Consider the following 17,333-nt stretch of genomic DNA (forward strand, 5'->3'; position numbering starts at 1 on the left):
TCGAACTCCGAGAAGGCGAGGCATTGACGACCTAGAACAGCGTTTTATCTTCAGACTGAGCCAACAGCAATGCTGTTGGCTCAGTCAAAATATATCCTCATCGTATCGTTGTCTGGTTAAATTTTCAGCTGATAACGAGGGAATAAGCTATACAATAGTCCAACAAAAATCGCGCCAATGCCAATGATTTGGTAACTAGAAGGCATAAACCCAGTAATGATAATATCTAATAAAATCGCGACGGCCGGATCAACAAACACCGAAAAACTGACAATCGTAGGTGACAGTTGGCGAATGCTTGTATAGAGCAGCAAATAGACGATACCGGTATGGACAATGCCAGTTAAGAGCGCATAAAACCACTGTGTTTGCGTTAAGCTGTTATAGGCATCGAACGCAATAAAAGGCGTCAAAAGGACGACAGCAACGACCATCTGAATCAGCGTCGTCATGTAGACGCTTGTTTGCTTAAAGGTCGCTCCAAATAACATTGTGACCGCATAAAAAACAGCAGCTAATAAACCGTAGATAATGCCTTGCCAGTTGGGGACTTCGGCCGAAAAGACATCAGTTCCCATGATGAAAATCGTCCCGATAAAGCAGGCGAGCATCGCTAACATAATACCACGGGTCAACTTTTCACGATAAATCATGGCACCGACGACGAGCATTAGAATCGGACCGATATGATAGAGCGAAATCGCCACGGTAATGGAGATGACCTCAAAGGCTTTGAACAAGAAAATCCAGTTGCATAAATTACTGACACCACAAAGAGCAATCAGTAAGAGTTCTTTTTTGAGCCAACGTTCTTGGTGGTGGCTACCGGTAATAAACCAAACAAACAATAAGAAAACTGAAGCACAGGCAGCGCGTACATAGATAAGCTCAAGTGCTGCTAAACCCGTTAAACGTGAGAAAAAACCGATTGAGCCAAAGATGGCCATCGCAATTATTAGTTGCAATAACGCTTTTTTATTCATTGACAGTAGCACCTCCTTGTTGCACGTAACTTTATTATGTAAACTAATGTAAAACTTAAAAAAGGTCTCCCTTCAGTTTACGTGATTGAAGGGAGAAAGGGAATGCAAGTTTGGTGTTTAATCGCTATTATTTTACTTCTAAGGCTTCAACAGCCGCTTTTTCTGGTGTAACAAACAAGGTTGTTTGGTGATCATATATCACATAGCCCGGTTTAGCGCCACTTGGTTTATGCACATGCTTAATGAGGGTATAATCAACAGGAACTTGTGCAGACAGAGAAGCTTTTGAAAAATGGGCTGCAATCATTGCTGCTTCCATTAACGTCGCATCAGTTGGTTCTAAGCTTTTGACAATGACATGAGAGCCTGGTAAATCTTTCACGTGCAACCATGTGTCGAGCTTATGCGCAAAACGATGGGTTAAATAGTCATTTTGAATATTATTGCGGCCAACAAACAGTTCTGTACCATCGGTTGCTAGGTAACGATGGACATTCGGTTTTTTGGCTTTTTTCGGACGGTTATTTTTTTTGTTTTTTTAGCACGGAGATACCCTTGTTCAATTAACTCCTCACGAATTTCATCAATATCTGATGGGGCAGCACTGTTTAACTGTGTGACGACACTGTTTAAATAAGCCAGCTCTGTTTGTGTCTTAGCGATTTGTTCAGCTACGATAATAACGGCTGTTTTCAGTTTTTGGTATTTGTTAAAATAAGCTTGAGCATTTTGTGATGGTGTTTTCAATGGATTTAAGACAATTTTTAGTTCGCCACCTGTTTCATCGTAGTAATTAACGAGGCTCACCTCAGTCATCCCTTTACTGAAGGCATGCATATAGGTTGTGAGTAACTCGCCTTTAATTCGAATATCATCGGCCTTCGTCGTTTCGTGCATCGTTTGTTCGAGCTTCGCTATTTTCAGTTCGGCTTTATTGATTTCAAGTTGTAACATGTGTTCAATGTCTTTACCAATTTGATGTACCCGATCACGACGGGCCTTATCGGCATAAAACTGATCAAGCAGCTCACTTAAGCTACTGTATTGATTAACAAGTGTATCACTGGTTTGCAGCTCAAAGTGGTAGAAATCTTCCTTATTATTCGTTTCCGTCCAACTCGGTTGCACAGTTGTTTGCAAGAGGGAGTGCATTGCAGTCAAAATTGCTGCTGGTTGTTGTGATTGCGCCTTCGCTACTACTTCGCGGGCAAACAAAGGTGAAAAGCCAGCGACAACTTGTACAATTCGTTTTGCCAACTTCAGCTCAGACGTAAGCATTGCTGCGATATCAGCTTCTGTTAAATCGATGGGGCTGATTTTATCTGTTTGTGCTGGTGGGAGCAAGTAGGGTGCATTCGGTAATAAGGTTCGGTATGAGTTATATGCCATCGAGACATGTTTTATACAGTCAATGATGCTGTTCTTTTCTTTATCGACGAGCACGACATTTGAATAACGGCCCATAATTTCAACATATAGATCGCAGAGGCGTTCGTCACCAATTTCATTTTTACCGCGCAAATGAAATTTTAAAATGCGTTCGTTTGGTATTTGTTCGATGCGTTCAATAACGGCACTCTCGATATACTTACGTAAGATCATACAAAAGTTCGGTGGCACTGGTGGGTTCGTTGTTTCTAAATCACTTATTTGAATCCGTGCATACGTAGGATGGGCGGAAATGAGTAGTTTATGATTTTTACGTTCATTACGAACGACTAAAATTAATTCTTGTGAATACGGTTGTTGGATACGCATAATTCTACCGCCGACTAATTTTTCACTAAGTTCTGTCGTCATAGCGGATAGAAAGAGACTGTCAAATGCCAAATTTCTCACCCTTTCTGTTGGATAACTCCGTTATTATACCACGTTTAGGTGGGTGATTGGACTGATATCAGTGTGAGGTAGGCTAAAGAAGCAAACAAATCGCGTGAAAAGTGAAGTTTTACTTGCAGTTCTGTCACTTAAGAAGTAATATTAAAGATGACTTTAATTTAAAAGGAGTAGTCTAATGTCTGAAAAAGGTTTGTTATTTGTTTTATCCGGACCATCTGGTGTTGGCAAGGGAACGGTACGTCGTGCTGTTTTTGAAGATGAGAATACCGATTTTTCTTATTCAATCTCAATGACCACTCGTACAATGCGTCCTGGCGAAGAAGAGGGCGTTGATTACTATTTCCGTACAAAAGAGCAATTTGAATTGCTCATTGAGCAGGATCAATTGTTAGAGTACGCACAATTTGTGGATAATTATTATGGTACACCACTTGAATATGTTGAAAAAACATTGAACGAGGGCAAAGATGTCTTTTTAGAAATCGAAGTCCAAGGGGCAATGCAAGTGCGTGAAAAAATGCCTGAAGCTGTCTTTATCTTTTTAACACCACCGAGCTTAACTGAGCTGAAAAGTCGCATTGTCGGCCGCGGCACAGAAACAAACGAGGTTGTTGATAAACGAATGGCTACGGCCCATCATGAAATTGAAATGATGAAGCATTACGACTATGCTGTCGTTAATGATGAAGTGCGTCTCGCAGTAGAAAAAATTAAAGATATTGTTCGAATCGAACATATGCGTACGAAATGGATGTATCCAAAGTACCGTTCGATGCTCGACGAAATTATTGATTAAGTTGTTTTAAATTGAATTGGAGGAATGTAACATGATGATTAAACCATCTATCGACTCATTATTAGAAAAAATCGACTCGAAATATTCTTTAGTAGCAGTAGCTTCTAAACGTGCCCGTGAAATGCTTGAAAAACCAAACTCAATGACTTTGGAAAACTACACATCAGCTAAAAACGTTGGTAAAGCGTTGGAAGAAATTGATGCAGAAACACTCCAAATGATTCCAGCAAAAGGATACGAAGACTAAAGTTATTTCAGTCTCGGACCAGCTCTTTATGAGCTGGTTTTTCTTTGTTTAATAGCGTTATATACTGTCTAATTACCAATATCATGGTAAAATAAAGGGAATCATTAAACGAGGTGGGACAACAATGAAAAAAAAACATCGTCTTAGGCGTAACTGGTGGGATTGCATCCTACAAAGCGGTTACTTTAGCAAGTCAATTAGTCAAAGCTGGGTATGAAGTCAAAGTAATGATGACAGAAAATGCCACACAGTTTGTGACACCGTTAACGTTTCAAGTGATGAGCCATCACACGGTCTACACAGACACCTTTATCGAACCGAAACCCGAAAAGATTGCCCATATTGAGTTGGCTGATTGGGCTGATTTAGTGGTGATTGCCCCGGCAACAGCCAATACGATTAGTAAACTGGCAGCAGGGATTGCTGATAATATGTTAACGAGTGTTTATTTAGCAACAGCAGCACCTGTCTGGGTAGCACCCGCAATGAATGTGCACATGTATCAACATCCAGCAGTTAAACGTCAAATTGCACAATTATCCGACGATGGCGTCCGCTTCATTGAACCATCAGAAGGCTTACTGGCCTGTGGCTATGTCGGTAAGGGACGTTTAGAAGAACCTGAGCAAATCGTCGCTAACATCAATCGTTTCTTCGCGAGAAAACAACAGCTTGCCGGTAAGCGAGTGCTGATTACAGCTGGGCCAACGGTCGAAGCGATTGATCCAGTGCGTTTTTTAACGAATCGTTCATCAGGGAAAATGGGCTTTGCCTTAGCGAATGAAGCGCTCGCTTTAGGTGCTGATGTAACACTTGTTACAAGTGTTAAACAGCCAGCGGTGGATGCTCGTGTCACAGTCGTACCGATTGAATCGGCGGCTGAGATGTTGAGCGCTGTGACTGCCCGGAGTGCCGCGATGGATATCATCATTAAAGCAGCAGCCGTTGCAGACTATACACCGGTCAGCTATTCAGCGCAAAAAATAAAAAAAGCCGCCGGTGACGATAGTGCCTTTACGTTTAAACGAACAGTCGACATTTTAAAAACCTTAGGTGAAAACAAACCTGCGAAGCAAGTGTTGGTAGGCTTTGCTGCTGAGTCACAGCGGGTCGAAGAAAATGCGCGTAAAAAGCTCGTCACTAAAAAACTTGATATGGTAATCGCTAATGATATTTCCCGAGGCGATGCTGGCTTTGGTGTCGATACGAACGAAGTGCTGTTAATCACACCGACGACTAAAAGACAGCTGCCGTTGTTATCGAAAACCGAAACAGCGCACTTCATTTGGCAAGGTATTATTGAATTAACAGCGATTGAGGTGAACGAATGCCAAGTATTGCAAAAGTAATCGTCGATACGCCTGCAATGACGGTCGATCGTCCGTTTGATTATTTAATTCCGCAACAGTGGCAAACTGTTATTCAACCTGGGATGCGTGTGGCCGTACCATTCGGTCCACGACAATTGCTAGGTTTTGTTGTCGCTGTCGCAGATGTTAGTGACGTCACCGATATCACGAAACTAAAAAGTGTCACCGAATTATTTGATGTGCGGCCTGTGCTTACGCCAGAGATGCTTGCCTTAGGGGAGTGGATGGCACAGGACTCGCTCAATTTTCGTATCTCCATTTTTCAGACGATGCTGCCCAATTTAATGCGTGGTTCGTACGAGAAATATGTGGTGTTAAAAAACTGGGAAAACACCGCGGCTGTCGCCTTATTTGAAGGCGCAGAAACGCTCGATTGGCAAACAGTCCAAGCAAGTCCTCATGTGCATAATGTACAAAAATGGGTTAGTGAGGGTGATTTAGCAACGGTTTATCGCGTTTCGAGTAAGGAAACGAAAAAAAACGAAACGAGCCCTCAAAAACTGTTTAACAACCGCCGCGTTATTAGCTGCGGTTGAAGCGGTCGGTTCAAAGGCGAAGGCGCAACAAAAAGCCTTGTACCAACTCATTGACCTCGGAGAGTCTGAGTGTTTTGTCGATGAGTTCAAACAGGCGGGTGTCAGTGATACGACCATCCGAACACTAGAGGCGAAAGGCTATCTCACAGTGTTTCAAAAAGAGGTTGATCGTGATCCCTATGCTGGCGTGGCATTTGAACCATCAGAGCCGCTTCTGTTGACAGCACAACAACAACAGGTATACGAACGTATTTATGCAGTGCAACAAGCGGGTGTGACAAAGACGTTCTTACTGCATGGTGTAACTGGTAGTGGCAAGACCGAGATTTATTTACAAACGATTGCTCAAGCATTGGCGGCAGGGAAACAGGCGATTATGCTCGTGCCCGAAATAGCCTTAACACCTCAAATGGTCAATCGTTTTAAAGGACGCTTTGGTGAAAAAGTCGCCGTCTTACACAGTGCGTTATCAGCTGGGGAACGGCTTGATGAGTGGCAAAAAATCGAACGGCAAGAAGCGTCAATTGTTGTTGGTGCCCGGTCAGCAATCTTTGCGCCACTCACCAACATCGGTCTTATTATTATTGATGAAGAACATGAAGCAACCTATAAACAAGAAGATTACCCACGTTATCATGCACGTGACATTGCATTATGGCGCGCGGATTATCATAACTGCCCGGTCGTGCTCGGTAGTGCGACACCGAACGTTGAAAGTTTTGCCCGCGCTGCCAAAGGGGTGTATGAGCTCGTTCAACTTCCCGAGCGCATCAACCAACAACCGCTACCTTTAGTTGAAGTGGTAGACTTGAAAGATGAACAACGGGCTGGTAATAACAGTTCGTTTTCACGGGTGTTGCTCGAAAAAATTAAAGACCGGCACCAAAAAGGTGAACAGACCGTTTTGATGTTGAATCGACGCGGTTTTGCCTCCTTTGTAATGTGTCGTGATTGCGGTTTTGTGCCTGAATGTCCGCATTGTTCAATCACGTTAACCTATCATAAACGCGGTCATCAGCTTAAGTGCCATTATTGTGGTCATCAAGCGCCAATGCCGCCCACTTGTCCGAGCTGTCAATCGCCTCATATACGGCAATATGGTACCGGGACACAAAAGATAGAAGAAGAACTGCTCGAACTGCTGCCGTCCATTCGAATCATTCGGATGGATGTGGATACGACAACACGCAAAGGCTCGCATGAAAAATTACTCCGCGCCTTTGGAAATAAAGAAGCCGATGTGTTGTTAGGCACGCAAATGATTGCCAAAGGGCTTGATTTTGCGAACATTACATTAGTCGGTGTGTTAAATGGCGATACGGCGTTGAATGTGCCCGATTTTAGGGCGGCGGAACGCACCTTCCAATTGCTCACACAGGTGAGTGGTCGTGCTGGACGGCACCATTTAATAGGTGAAGTTATCGTGCAAACCTTTAATCCGGATCATTACAGCATTCAACTGGCCAAATACCAAAACTACATCGGTTTTTATAACCATGAGATGCAGTTACGGAAGTTAACAGGCTATCCGCCATACTATTTAACAACCTTGGTGCAAGTATCAAGCACCGATGAACGCAAGGGCGAACAGACGATGGCTCAAATTGTTCAATTCTTAAAACGTGAATTAGGAGAGCAAACGATCCTCTTAGGACCGACGCCTGCGCCAATTGCTAAAATAAACAATCGCTACCGCTACCAATGTCTGATAAAATATAAGATAGAACCTGCATTAAGAGAAACGCTTCGACGCGTGCTTGAGTCCTATCAAAAAGAAATACGAAACGGCCTCAGTGTCTCGATCGATTTTGAACCTTATATGATGATGTGAATAAAGGAGAAACAGATGACAAAGATAATCTTTATGGGAACACCTGATTTTGCAGTACCTGTATTACAAAAATTAATAGCGGATCCAACAATTACCATTAACGCAGTGGTAACACAGCCAGATCGTAAAGTCGGACGAAAACATGTGTTAACACCGACGCCTGTTAAACGAGCGGCAGTTGAAGCGGGGTTGCTCGTATTACAACCAGAGAAATTGCGCACATCAGCTGAATTAGAACAGTTGAATGCAATGGAAACGGACTTGTTAATTACGGCAGCCTATGGTCAAATTTTGCCAAACAGCTTGCTCGAAGCACCGCGTCTCGGTGCCATCAATGTGCATGCCTCACTGTTGCCGAAGTTACGAGGTGGAGCACCGATTCATTATGCCTTAATCGAAGGCCACGAGCGAACAGGTGTGACGATTATGTACATGGCAGAAAAACTCGATGCTGGTGCGATTTTAAGCCAGGCAGCGCTACCGATTACTGAAGAAGACAATGTCGGAACATTATTTGAGAAACTGAGCGTCGTTGGTGCTGATTTGTTAGAAGCGACCTTGCCGGCTATTTTAGCTGGTACGATTGAAGTGGTTGAACAAGTTGAAGCAGAGGTAACCTTTGCCCGTAACATTAGCCGTGAACAAGAACGCATCGATTGGACGAAATCAGCCCGCGCTATTTTTAACCATGTGCGTGGGATGAATCCTTTTCCGTCGAGTTTTACGACGTACGAAGGTAAAAACTGGAAACTATGGGAGGTTGTCGAGAGTTTTGAAACAACGACAGCGGCTCCTGGTACAATCGTAAGTGTTGACGGCACCATTCGTGTCGCAGCAGGTGACGGTCAAACAGTCGACATCGTTTTATTCCAACCAGCAGGTAAACAACGGATGACAACAAGTGATTTTTTAAGAGGCTCGGGCAAAGACCTAGAAGCCGGAAAGTGTTTAGGTGAAGTATAGTGGGAACAGTACGTGAGGTATCATTAAGTATTTTAGAAAAAATTGAAAAACAACAGGCATACAGCCATTTATTAATCCATGATGCGATGACAAAAAACAGTGTTAAACCAATTGATAAAGGCTTGTTAACGGAATTAGTATACGGAACAATCCAACGCCAGATGACTTTGGATTTCTATATGGAACAATTTGTGGCAAAACCAGAAAAACTAGAAATCTGGGTCAAAATCTTGTTGCGTGTATCCTTTTACCAATTGTATTTCTTAGATAAGGTACCGGATCATGCTATTGTAAATGAAGCCGTTAATGTCGCTAAAAAACGCGGACATGTTGGCGTTTCAAAATTAGTCAATGGTGTGTTACGGACAGCTATCCGTGAAGGCCAGCCAAATGTGGCTGCCTTAGTGAAGGACCCTATCAAGCGTTTAGCGCTTGATATTTCAGTGCCAATCTGGTTAACCGAGCGTTGGGTCGCGCAATACGGCGTTGAAAAAACCCGCGAAATTGGTGAGGCCTTACTCGTACCACCGCATCAAACCCTTCGTGTGAACCCTTTACGTGGCAACCGTGACGAAATCATTGAAGCGTTACAAGGTGATGGCTATGAAGTCGAAGCGCATCCACTTGTACCTGAAGCAATTATGGTTTTTGGTGGAAACGCCGCGAGCCATGCAATGTTCCAATACGGTGCTTTCTCAATTCAAGATGAAAGCTCGATGTTAGTCGCACATGCTTTACAACCAGAAGCGGGCATGCGTGTTTTAGATGCCTGTGCAGCCCCTGGTGGAAAAACGACACATATCGCCGAATTAATGGGTGATGAAGGTCAAATTGATGCGCTTGATATTCATGCTCACAAAACAAAATTGATTGCCCAAGGTGCAAAACGCCTTGGTCATACGATTATTAAACCGTTCCAAGCGGATGCTCGCCAATACGGCAATGACATTGAGGAAGAAACATACGATCGTATTTTAGTCGATGCCCCATGTAGTGGTTTTGGTGTCATTCGCCGTAAACCAGACATTAAATACCAAAAAACAGCGAAGGATATCGCATCACTCAGCGTCATTCAATATGATATTTTAGCAGCCTTAGCACCACTATTAAAAGTAGGTGGCCGCTTAGTTTATAGTACGTGTACAATCGATGAAAACGAGAACAAAGAAGTTTGGGAACGTTTCTTAGCGGAGCACCCTAACTTTGTGCAAGCACCATTAGCCTTGCCAAATAACATTACGACTGCTGAGCAAACAACCTTACAGTTGTTGCCAGATAATAACTTTAGTGACGGGTTCTATTTATCAGCCTTTACACGCCAATCATAAAACGAGGTGAAAACATGCGTGCAGTTGCTCAAACAGATAAGGGAAAAGTAAGACCGAATAATGAAGACCGTGTGGCGATTATTACCAATCCTACCAATCAACAATTATTTGTCGTTGCTGACGGCATGGGTGGACATCGGGCGGGGCAAATTGCTAGTGAATTAGCAATTAGCTATTTAACGACACATTTTGAGAAATTAATGATTCGAATGGATGAAGATCAGGCGCAGCGGTGGTTGCGTCAAACGATTCAACGGATTAACGATAACGTGTTGCAAGCCGGAGCGTCAAACGAATCGTTAAATGGGATGGGAGCGACAATCGTCTGTGCGATTGACATCGATGAATCGAAAGTTGCCATTGCACACGTGGGAGATAGTCGCGCCTATCTTGTTAATCATCAAACGATGACACAATTAACCGAAGATCATTCATTGGTGGCGATGTTGATGAAAAAAGGAGAAATTACAGCAGATGAAGCAAAAATTCATCCCCGTCGTAATGTCGTGTTACGTTCATTAGGCATGGATGGCTTTGTTGAAGTGGATTGTCAACTTGTATATAAGCGTGAAGACGAACGATTGTTGCTTTGTTCAGATGGTTTAACGAACAAAGTCAGCATTGATGATATTCGTGCGGTTGTCATGGCAGAGGTTTCATTATCACAAAAGGTAACGATGTTGATTCAACAGGCAAATGATAATGGTGGTAATGATAATATTTCAGTCATTATCGCGGAAACCGGCATTGATGAAACTGACGGAGGTGACGACTGATGATAATTGGCAAACGTTTAAGTGGACGTTATGAAATTACTCGTCTGATTGGTACCGGTGGCATGTCGAACGTCTACTTAGCCCGTGATATCATTTTAGAGCGTGATGTAGCCGTTAAGCTGATGCGGATGAGCATGGCAAATGAAGAACAACTCGTTCGTCGGTTCAGGCGTGAAGCCCAGGCGACAACACAATTGATGCATCCTCATATTGTTGATATTTTTGATGTCGATGAAGATCACGATAATCATTTTATTGTAATGGAATACATCGATGGAATGGATTTGAAAGCCTATATTAATAAAAAAGGGCGGTTACCGTTACCTCAAGTTATTACAATCATGAATCAAATTTTAGGGGCGATTGCACATGCCCATCATCAACAAATTATTCACCGTGATATTAAACCGCAAAACGTTTTGATTAATCATGAGGGAACTGCGAAAATTACTGATTTTGGGATTGCAATGGCATTGTTTGAAACATCGATGACTCAAACCAATACAACTTTAGGTTCAGTCCATTATTTATCGCCAGAACAAGCGCGTGGAGGTATCGCAACGACGAAGTCGGATGTCTATTCGTTAGGCATTATGTTGTATGAGATGTTAACAGGGAAATTACCGTTTGATGGTGAATCAGCGGTTGCGATTGCGATTCAACAACTACAATCGCCGATGCCCTTATTAGCCGATGAATTACCATCGGCACCAATGAGCTTGCAAAATATTGTGATGAAGGCAACGGCGAAAGATGCCGCTAATCGTTATCTGTCAGTTGAAGAGATGCAGGCTGATTTAGCGACTGCACTGCAACCAAGTCGTATTAACGAAGCGCCTTATGACATTCATAAAATGGATTATGATGAAACGCAGACAATTCCACTACCATCGAGCATTATTAAAGAAAAAATTGCTGATATTGAAAAATTGTCTGCTCAGAAACCACCTGCTAAGCGTAAGCCAGCGGTCATTCCAAAAGATAAAACCGGTTGAAAAAAAAGAAAAAAAAGCAAGCAAAAAAGATGGCTCATAATAATACTAATCGTGGCTTTAATTGCTTTGGCAGCAACTTATTTTTATTATCAATCACAAAAAACCTATGCAGTGGCAGATGTCACTGATGTATCCCAACAAGTTGCAATTTCGCGTTTGCAAAAGGATGGATTCCACATTGGAAAAACCATTGAGGAGCATAGTGAAAAGGTGAAAAAAGGGCTATATTATTAAGACTGATCCACCAGCGGATAAAAAAGTCAAAAAAGGCACAAAAATCGATTTGTATATTTCAATTGGTAAAGAAGAAGTAACCGTGGAAGATTACCGTGGTGAGAATGCTAATGAAATGAAAAAAGAACTTGAAAAGATAGGATTTAAGAAAGTGAAAACCGTGGCAATCACAAACGATACTGTCAATGTCGGTGAAGTCACTGGGCAAAGTATTCAAGCAGGTCTCAAAGTTGTCCCGAGTGAAACGACGATTGAGCTCGAGTATAGTTCGGGACCAGAGGACATCGTTTTAAAAGATTTAACGGGCTATAATACGAATTCTGTCAAAGCTTATGCCTTAGAAAATGGCTTTGAGTTAACGATAAAAGAGGCTTTTTCAGATGATATCGAAGTCGACCAAGTAGTATCACAAGAACCCGCAGCTGGAAATTCCTTGAAAGCTGGTGCGCCACTCAAAGTGATAATTTCAAAAGGTGTAGAAAATCCCGATAAGACGGTGGAACGTAAGATTAAGCTTGTTTATACGGGTGAAATTATTGAAGCCAGTAGCGAGCATGAAAGTACAAATAATGACGCTGAGGATGACACTACCGAAGCAAGCTCAGCATCATCTGAACCAACGCGCACGCCACAAACAATTAAGGTGTACTTAAAGGATAAGACGCATAAACTTACAGATGTTTACAAAACATTAACGATTACTGAAGATACTGAGATTACCTTGTTGTTTGACTTAGTAGCCGATACTGAAGGAGCTTATAAAATCGAACGTGATGATAAAAACATCGAACAAGAAACAGTCGGATATAAATAAAACTAAAGGAGTGAGAGTTTGTATAAAGGTCGAATTGTGAAGGCATTAAGCGGTTTTTATTATGTCGAAACGGCAGAAAAAGAACTGTACCAAACACGGGCACGAGGCAATTTTCGCGCAAGTGGGATTACACCTCTTGTAGGGGATTGGGTCGAGTTTCAAGCGGAGAATAAAAAAGAGGGTTACATTTTGGCAATGGGCAAGCGCGATAATGCGTTTGTGAGACCGCCGATTGCAAACGTGGATCAAGTTTGGTTGTTTTTTTCGGCGGCAGAACCGGATCTTTCAACGACATTAATGGACCGCTTTTTAGTAGCAATTGAGAAAGAAGACGTTACTCCCTTAATTTTCATTACGAAAATGGATTTACTCACTGCCGAGAAACAGCTTGAAATTAAGCAAACCACTGCAGTTTATGAAAAGATGGGTTATCAGGTCATCATCTTAAATGATTATGAACCGGCTGCGCTTACCGAGAAAGCAAAAAAAACTTCTCGGACACTCGATGTGTGTGATTGCTGGTCAATCAGGTGTCGGAAAATCAACCTTTTTAAACTCGCTACATCCCAATTGGAAACTTGAAACCGGTGTGATTTCGCAAGCTTTAAACCGCGGGAAACACACCACTCGTCATGTGGAGTTATTGCCATTTGGAGCTGGTTATATAGCCGATACACCTGGGTTTAGTCAAATCGATATTACCGATTTAACACCTGAAGGTTTGGGCTATTGTTTCCCCGACTTTTTGCAACAAGGCTCATGTAAATACCGTGGTTGTGTGCATCAAAATGAACCTCATTGTCAGGTGAAAGCAGCAGTTGAAACTGGTGAGATAGCCGCTTTTCGCTTTAAACACTATGCATCGTTTTTAATTGAAATCCAACAAAAAAAAACGGAGGTACTAATTATGAATAAAATAGCCCCATCAATCTTAAGTGCTGATTTTTCGAAACTTGGTGAAGAAATTATTGCGGTCGAACAAGCTGGTGCTGACTACATTCACATTGATGTAATGGATGGTCAATTCGTGCCAAACATAACCTTTGGACCTAACGTCGTTGAAGCGGTTCGTCCGACAACAAAACTACCGTTAGATGTCCATTTAATGATTGTTGATCCAGACCGTTATATCGGTGATTATGCGCGTGCTGGTGCCGATATTATTAGTGTTCATGTTGAAGCGTGTCCCCATATTCATCGCACAATTCAATTGATTCATAGTTTTGGTGTCAAAGCGGGAGTTGTCATCAATCCTGGAACATCGTTAGACAGCCTGAAATACATTTTGAACGATGTCGATCTCGTGTTAATTATGACCGTGAACCCCGGCTTTGGTGGCCAATCGTTTATCGAAGAAATGATACCGAAAATGGTTGAACTTAAAGAAATGATTGCTGCCACAGGTAAGAAAATTGAAATTGAAGTTGACGGTGGGATTAATGAGCAAACAGCGAAACGTTGTGCCGCAGCTGGTGTCGATGTCTTTGTTGCCGGTTCATACATTTATAACAAGGAAGATCGTAAAGCCGCAATTACGTCATTGAGAAACGCTATTAACTAAGGAGGCGACTGATGCGCATTTGTTTATTATTAGGCGGACCACTCGCCAATGTCCCCGATTTATCACCTTATAAAGCCGATTATTGGATAGGAATTGATCGTGGCGCTTTGCGTCTACTTAATCAAGGCATTATGCCACAAACGGCCTTAGGTGACTTTGATTCTTTATCGACCAAAGAGTTAGTGTTTGTGCGCGAGCAAGTCACTACGGTAAAGCAATATCCCGCTGAAAAAGATCAAACTGACGCGATGATTGGGGTGTTGTATGCCTTGGCACAACAACCGGATGAAATCCTGATTTTTGGGGCGACAGGTGGTCGGATGGATCACTTGTTAGCGAACTTATTCATGCTAACCTATGATGAGTATCAGGCAGCGATTCCGTTGACAACCTTTATTGATAAACAAAATCGGTTTAAACTGTATCAACCGGGGAAATATGCCATCACGAAAGAAGATGGCATGACCTATGTTGCATTCACAGTGGTGAGTGATAAGGTTGATGGCTTAACGCTTGAAGGGTTTAAATATCCGTTAACGAATGCGAGTTATCGGTTCGGTTCGGCCTTATCAAGCAATGAATTCATTGAGCGCGAAGGTGTGCTAGCCTTCTCGAACGGACTAATTTTAATGAGTCAGAGTAAAGATTAAACGATGATGTGAAAAAGTTAAGCTCAGTTAAAGAGGCTTAACTTTTTTGCGTTATTGCTAACGATTAACTGTGTTATACTAATAATGGTTACAAATAGTCAAAGGTCACAGAGGAGGTAGTTAAATGACGTTATCTATAAAGAAAGTGACAAAAAAATATAGTGATTTGACAGCTGTTAACGCGATTGATTTTACGATTGATGCCGGTGAGATTTTTGGTCTAATCGGTCAAAATGGTGCAGGCAAAACCACCACATTTCGAATGATTTTAAACCTGCAAGCGGCAACTGCAGGTGATATTAGTTGGCAGGGAAAACCTATCAACCAGTTAAACCGTGACTTACTCGGATACTTACCCGAAGAACGCGGGATTTTTCCACAAATGACAGTCGAAAAACAACTGTATTTTTTTGGGGAATTACATGGCAAACGTAAAAAAGACTTGAAACCAGTGATTGATTATTGGCTTGAACGGTTTGATTTGAACGATAAACGCCAAGCCAAGGCTGAAACGTTATCGAAAGGCAATCAACAGAAGGTTCAGTTGTTGGCGAGTTTCATTCATCAACCACAGTTTTTAATTTTGGACGAGCCATTTAGTGGGTTAGATCCCGTTAATAGAGAATTATTGATGACGGCAATTATCGATTTACGGGATCAAGGGATGACGATTTTATTTTCGAGTCATCAAATGGATAATGTGGAGGAACTGTGTGACCGCCTTTGTATTTTGAAAAAAGGAGAAATGCTTTTTTCGGGAGCATTACAAGACCTAAAACAACAGTATGGTAAGGTAAATTTGCGTGTGCGTTCGTCTTTAACTGCGGCTGAATTAGCAAATTTAACAGGCGTAGTTAACGTTGTAACGACCAAAGATGGCTATACACTGCGTCTCGCAGATGAATCTTATGGTCCAGCTCTTTTCGAACAAATAGGCGACGGAGCGTATATCGAAAAATTCAGTATGGATTATTTGTCGCTCGATGAACTTTTTAAATTGAAGGTAGGTGAGGGCAATGAATAAGACATGGTTATTGTTCAAACAAAATTACATACAGAAATTGCGTGGAAAAGCCTTTTTAGTAATGACACTCCTCTATATGGCAGTAATTATAGTGGCTGTCAACTGGCAAAGTTTAAGCGCCTTAATCACCAGTGATGAAGAAGTTAAGATTGCTTTAATAAACGCAACCGAGCAGGCGCAACCGAGCTTTGAATCGTTGCCTAACCTCCGTTATGTGGCTGTAACTGAGTCGCCCGCCGTTGTGAATAAAGCGATTAAAAAAGGCACCTATGATGCCGGTCTGTATTTAGCGGATGAAAACGGGCAATTAAAGGCGCAGTTCGTCACTTACGATGATCCAAAATTAGCAACACAACAAGCGGTTGAAGCATCACTGTCAGAGGCGACTAAGTTGTATCTTATGAATCAATTACAACTTAAACCCGAACAAGTTAAGCAGTTAACGAACGCGACAGTCTCGCTTGATGAAGTTTCATTAAAGGAAAGTAATGGTAAATCGGCGACTGATAAAGTGGTCGGCATTGCGGTCTCTTATGTCGTAGGTTTCTTAATATATATCTTCGTGATGACCTATTCGTCGATGATTACGACAGATATTGCCTCTGAAAAAGGGTCACGTGTGTTAGAAGTTTTAATGTCAGCAGCACGTCCTTCGCAACATCTTGTGGCAAAAATCAGCTCGACACTTGCAGTGGGATTAACGCAGGTGAGTCTCATTATCCTAACAGCCATAATTGCCTTGAAACTGGGGAACACGTCACTGTGGCACCGTGCGACAGAGCTTATGCACGAAATCTCATTAACTTATTTCGTGATAACGGCAGGTTTTTTCTTGTTCACGTTAAGCTTGTACTTGGTAATAGGCGCCTTTACAGGGTCGCTTGTTTCGAAAGTAGAAGAGGCAAGTCAAGCAGCTTTACCAGGAATGATGCTTATTATGGCAGGCCTGTTTAGCATGATCTATGGGATGTCTAATCCTGATGCCTTCATTATCAAAGTGTTGTCATTTGTACCGTTCACCGCAGGCTTTATTATGCCGCTGCGCTTCAGTGCCACTGATATAGGACTCATACCGGCATTGATAGCACTCGTGCTTTTAATTGTTACAGTCGTCGTGTTGTTTATCTTTACGAACGCGATGTATCGTCGGAGCGTCTTATCTTATAGCTCGGGTAGCCTAATCCAAAAAGTTAAAAACATTTTAAAATTCACTACATAAAGTGAAAGTGGAATTAACTTGGTAAAGGCAACTAAATTGGAGGATTTGAAAAGCTGGCTTTTGTAGTGGTGACATTCTGTTCTTATTACTGTAATCAACTATTTGCCCGATTTGGCGTAATGCGCTTAATCGGGCTTTTTTTTGCCAAAAAAAAAGTCACCCTCATA

14 protein-coding genes and 3 pseudogenes are annotated in these 17,333 nt (G+C 42.2%); 15 read left to right on the forward strand and 2 right to left on the reverse strand.

The features are described from left to right. Positions 1-116: 116 nt before the first annotated feature. Both BCAMP_RS01730 and BCAMP_RS01735 read right to left on the reverse strand, forming a co-directional pair. Entirely contained in the window at positions 117-983 is an 867-nt protein-coding gene (locus tag BCAMP_RS01730; RefSeq protein ID WP_035313193.1) for a DMT family transporter, read from the reverse strand. Positions 984-1,110: 127 nt separating this feature from the next. Then, positions 1,111-2,813, reverse strand: a pseudogene (locus BCAMP_RS01735) (Rqc2 family fibronectin-binding protein). Between the two features lie 184 nt (positions 2,814-2,997). Here BCAMP_RS01735 and gmk point away from each other — a divergent pair. The 15 genes and pseudogenes from gmk (at position 2,998) to BCAMP_RS01800 (ending at position 17,166) form a co-directional block, all read left to right on the forward strand. Continuing rightward, on the forward strand, positions 2,998-3,618 hold the full coding sequence (gmk, locus tag BCAMP_RS01740; RefSeq protein WP_035313194.1) for a guanylate kinase: 621 nt from the start codon (positions 2,998-3,000) through the stop codon (positions 3,616-3,618). Positions 3,619-3,652: 34 nt separating this feature from the next. Next, entirely contained in the window at positions 3,653-3,865 is a 213-nt protein-coding gene (gene rpoZ, locus BCAMP_RS01745; protein ID WP_035313227.1) for a DNA-directed RNA polymerase subunit omega, read from the forward strand. A gap of 137 nt (positions 3,866-4,002) precedes the next feature. Next, on the forward strand, positions 4,003-5,214 hold the full coding sequence (gene coaBC, locus BCAMP_RS01750) for a bifunctional phosphopantothenoylcysteine decarboxylase/phosphopantothenate--cysteine ligase CoaBC (RefSeq protein WP_035313196.1): 1,212 nt from the start codon (positions 4,003-4,005) through the stop codon (positions 5,212-5,214). Beyond that, positions 5,193-7,602: pseudogene (gene priA, locus BCAMP_RS01755) on the forward strand (primosomal protein N'). Before coaBC ends, priA begins: the two are co-directional and overlap by 22 nt. A gap of 15 nt (positions 7,603-7,617) precedes the next feature. Then, positions 7,618-8,565 carry a methionyl-tRNA formyltransferase gene (gene fmt, locus BCAMP_RS01760; RefSeq protein WP_035313198.1) on the forward strand — a complete coding sequence of 316 codons (948 nt, stop codon included), beginning with the start codon at positions 7,618-7,620 and terminating at the stop codon, positions 8,563-8,565. Beyond that, complete coding sequence (gene rsmB, locus BCAMP_RS01765) at positions 8,565-9,893, forward strand: 16S rRNA (cytosine(967)-C(5))-methyltransferase RsmB (RefSeq protein WP_408605170.1); 1,329 nt, start codon at positions 8,565-8,567, stop codon at positions 9,891-9,893. The genes fmt and rsmB overlap by 1 nt, the downstream gene beginning before the upstream one ends. A gap of 14 nt (positions 9,894-9,907) precedes the next feature. Continuing rightward, positions 9,908-10,669, forward strand: coding sequence for a Stp1/IreP family PP2C-type Ser/Thr phosphatase (locus BCAMP_RS01770; RefSeq protein WP_035313201.1), 762 nt, complete (start codon positions 9,908-9,910; stop codon positions 10,667-10,669). Further along, on the forward strand, positions 10,669-11,664 hold the full coding sequence (gene pknB, locus BCAMP_RS12325) for a Stk1 family PASTA domain-containing Ser/Thr kinase (RefSeq protein WP_051456798.1): 996 nt from the start codon (positions 10,669-10,671) through the stop codon (positions 11,662-11,664). Before BCAMP_RS01770 ends, pknB begins: the two co-directional genes overlap by 1 nt. A 51-nt stretch (positions 11,665-11,715) precedes the next feature. Continuing rightward, the gene (locus BCAMP_RS12330) at positions 11,716-11,898 is read left to right on the forward strand and encodes a hypothetical protein (protein ID WP_051456799.1); all 183 of its coding nucleotides are present in this window, start codon (positions 11,716-11,718) and stop codon (positions 11,896-11,898) included. 49 nt (positions 11,899-11,947) lie between these two features. After that, complete coding sequence (locus tag BCAMP_RS12335) at positions 11,948-12,712, forward strand: PASTA domain-containing protein (protein ID WP_051456800.1); 765 nt, start codon at positions 11,948-11,950, stop codon at positions 12,710-12,712. A gap of 18 nt (positions 12,713-12,730) precedes the next feature. Further along, positions 12,731-13,604: pseudogene (rsgA, locus tag BCAMP_RS14890) on the forward strand (ribosome small subunit-dependent GTPase A); the annotation flags it as partial. A 15-nt stretch (positions 13,605-13,619) separates the two neighbouring features. Beyond that, positions 13,620-14,273, forward strand: coding sequence for a ribulose-phosphate 3-epimerase (gene rpe / locus BCAMP_RS01785; RefSeq protein WP_035313229.1), 654 nt, complete (start codon positions 13,620-13,622; stop codon positions 14,271-14,273). Positions 14,274-14,281: 8 nt separating this feature from the next. Next, positions 14,282-14,923 (forward strand): thiamine diphosphokinase, encoded by a 642-nt coding sequence (locus tag BCAMP_RS01790; protein ID WP_156921091.1) that lies wholly within the window; start codon positions 14,282-14,284, stop codon positions 14,921-14,923. 124 nt (positions 14,924-15,047) lie between these two features. After that, positions 15,048-15,947 carry an ABC transporter ATP-binding protein gene (locus BCAMP_RS01795; protein WP_035313205.1) on the forward strand — a complete coding sequence of 300 codons (900 nt, stop codon included), beginning with the start codon at positions 15,048-15,050 and terminating at the stop codon, positions 15,945-15,947. Continuing rightward, positions 15,940-17,166: an ABC transporter permease gene (locus tag BCAMP_RS01800; RefSeq protein WP_035313207.1), complete on the forward strand. Its 1,227-nt coding sequence runs from the start codon at positions 15,940-15,942 to the stop codon at positions 17,164-17,166. Before BCAMP_RS01795 ends, BCAMP_RS01800 begins: the two co-directional genes overlap by 8 nt. Positions 17,167-17,333 lie beyond the last annotated feature (167 nt).

It is taken from the genome of Brochothrix campestris FSL F6-1037, assembly GCF_000525915.1.
GTDB classification, from domain to species: Bacteria; Bacillota; Bacilli; order Lactobacillales; family Listeriaceae; genus Brochothrix; species Brochothrix campestris.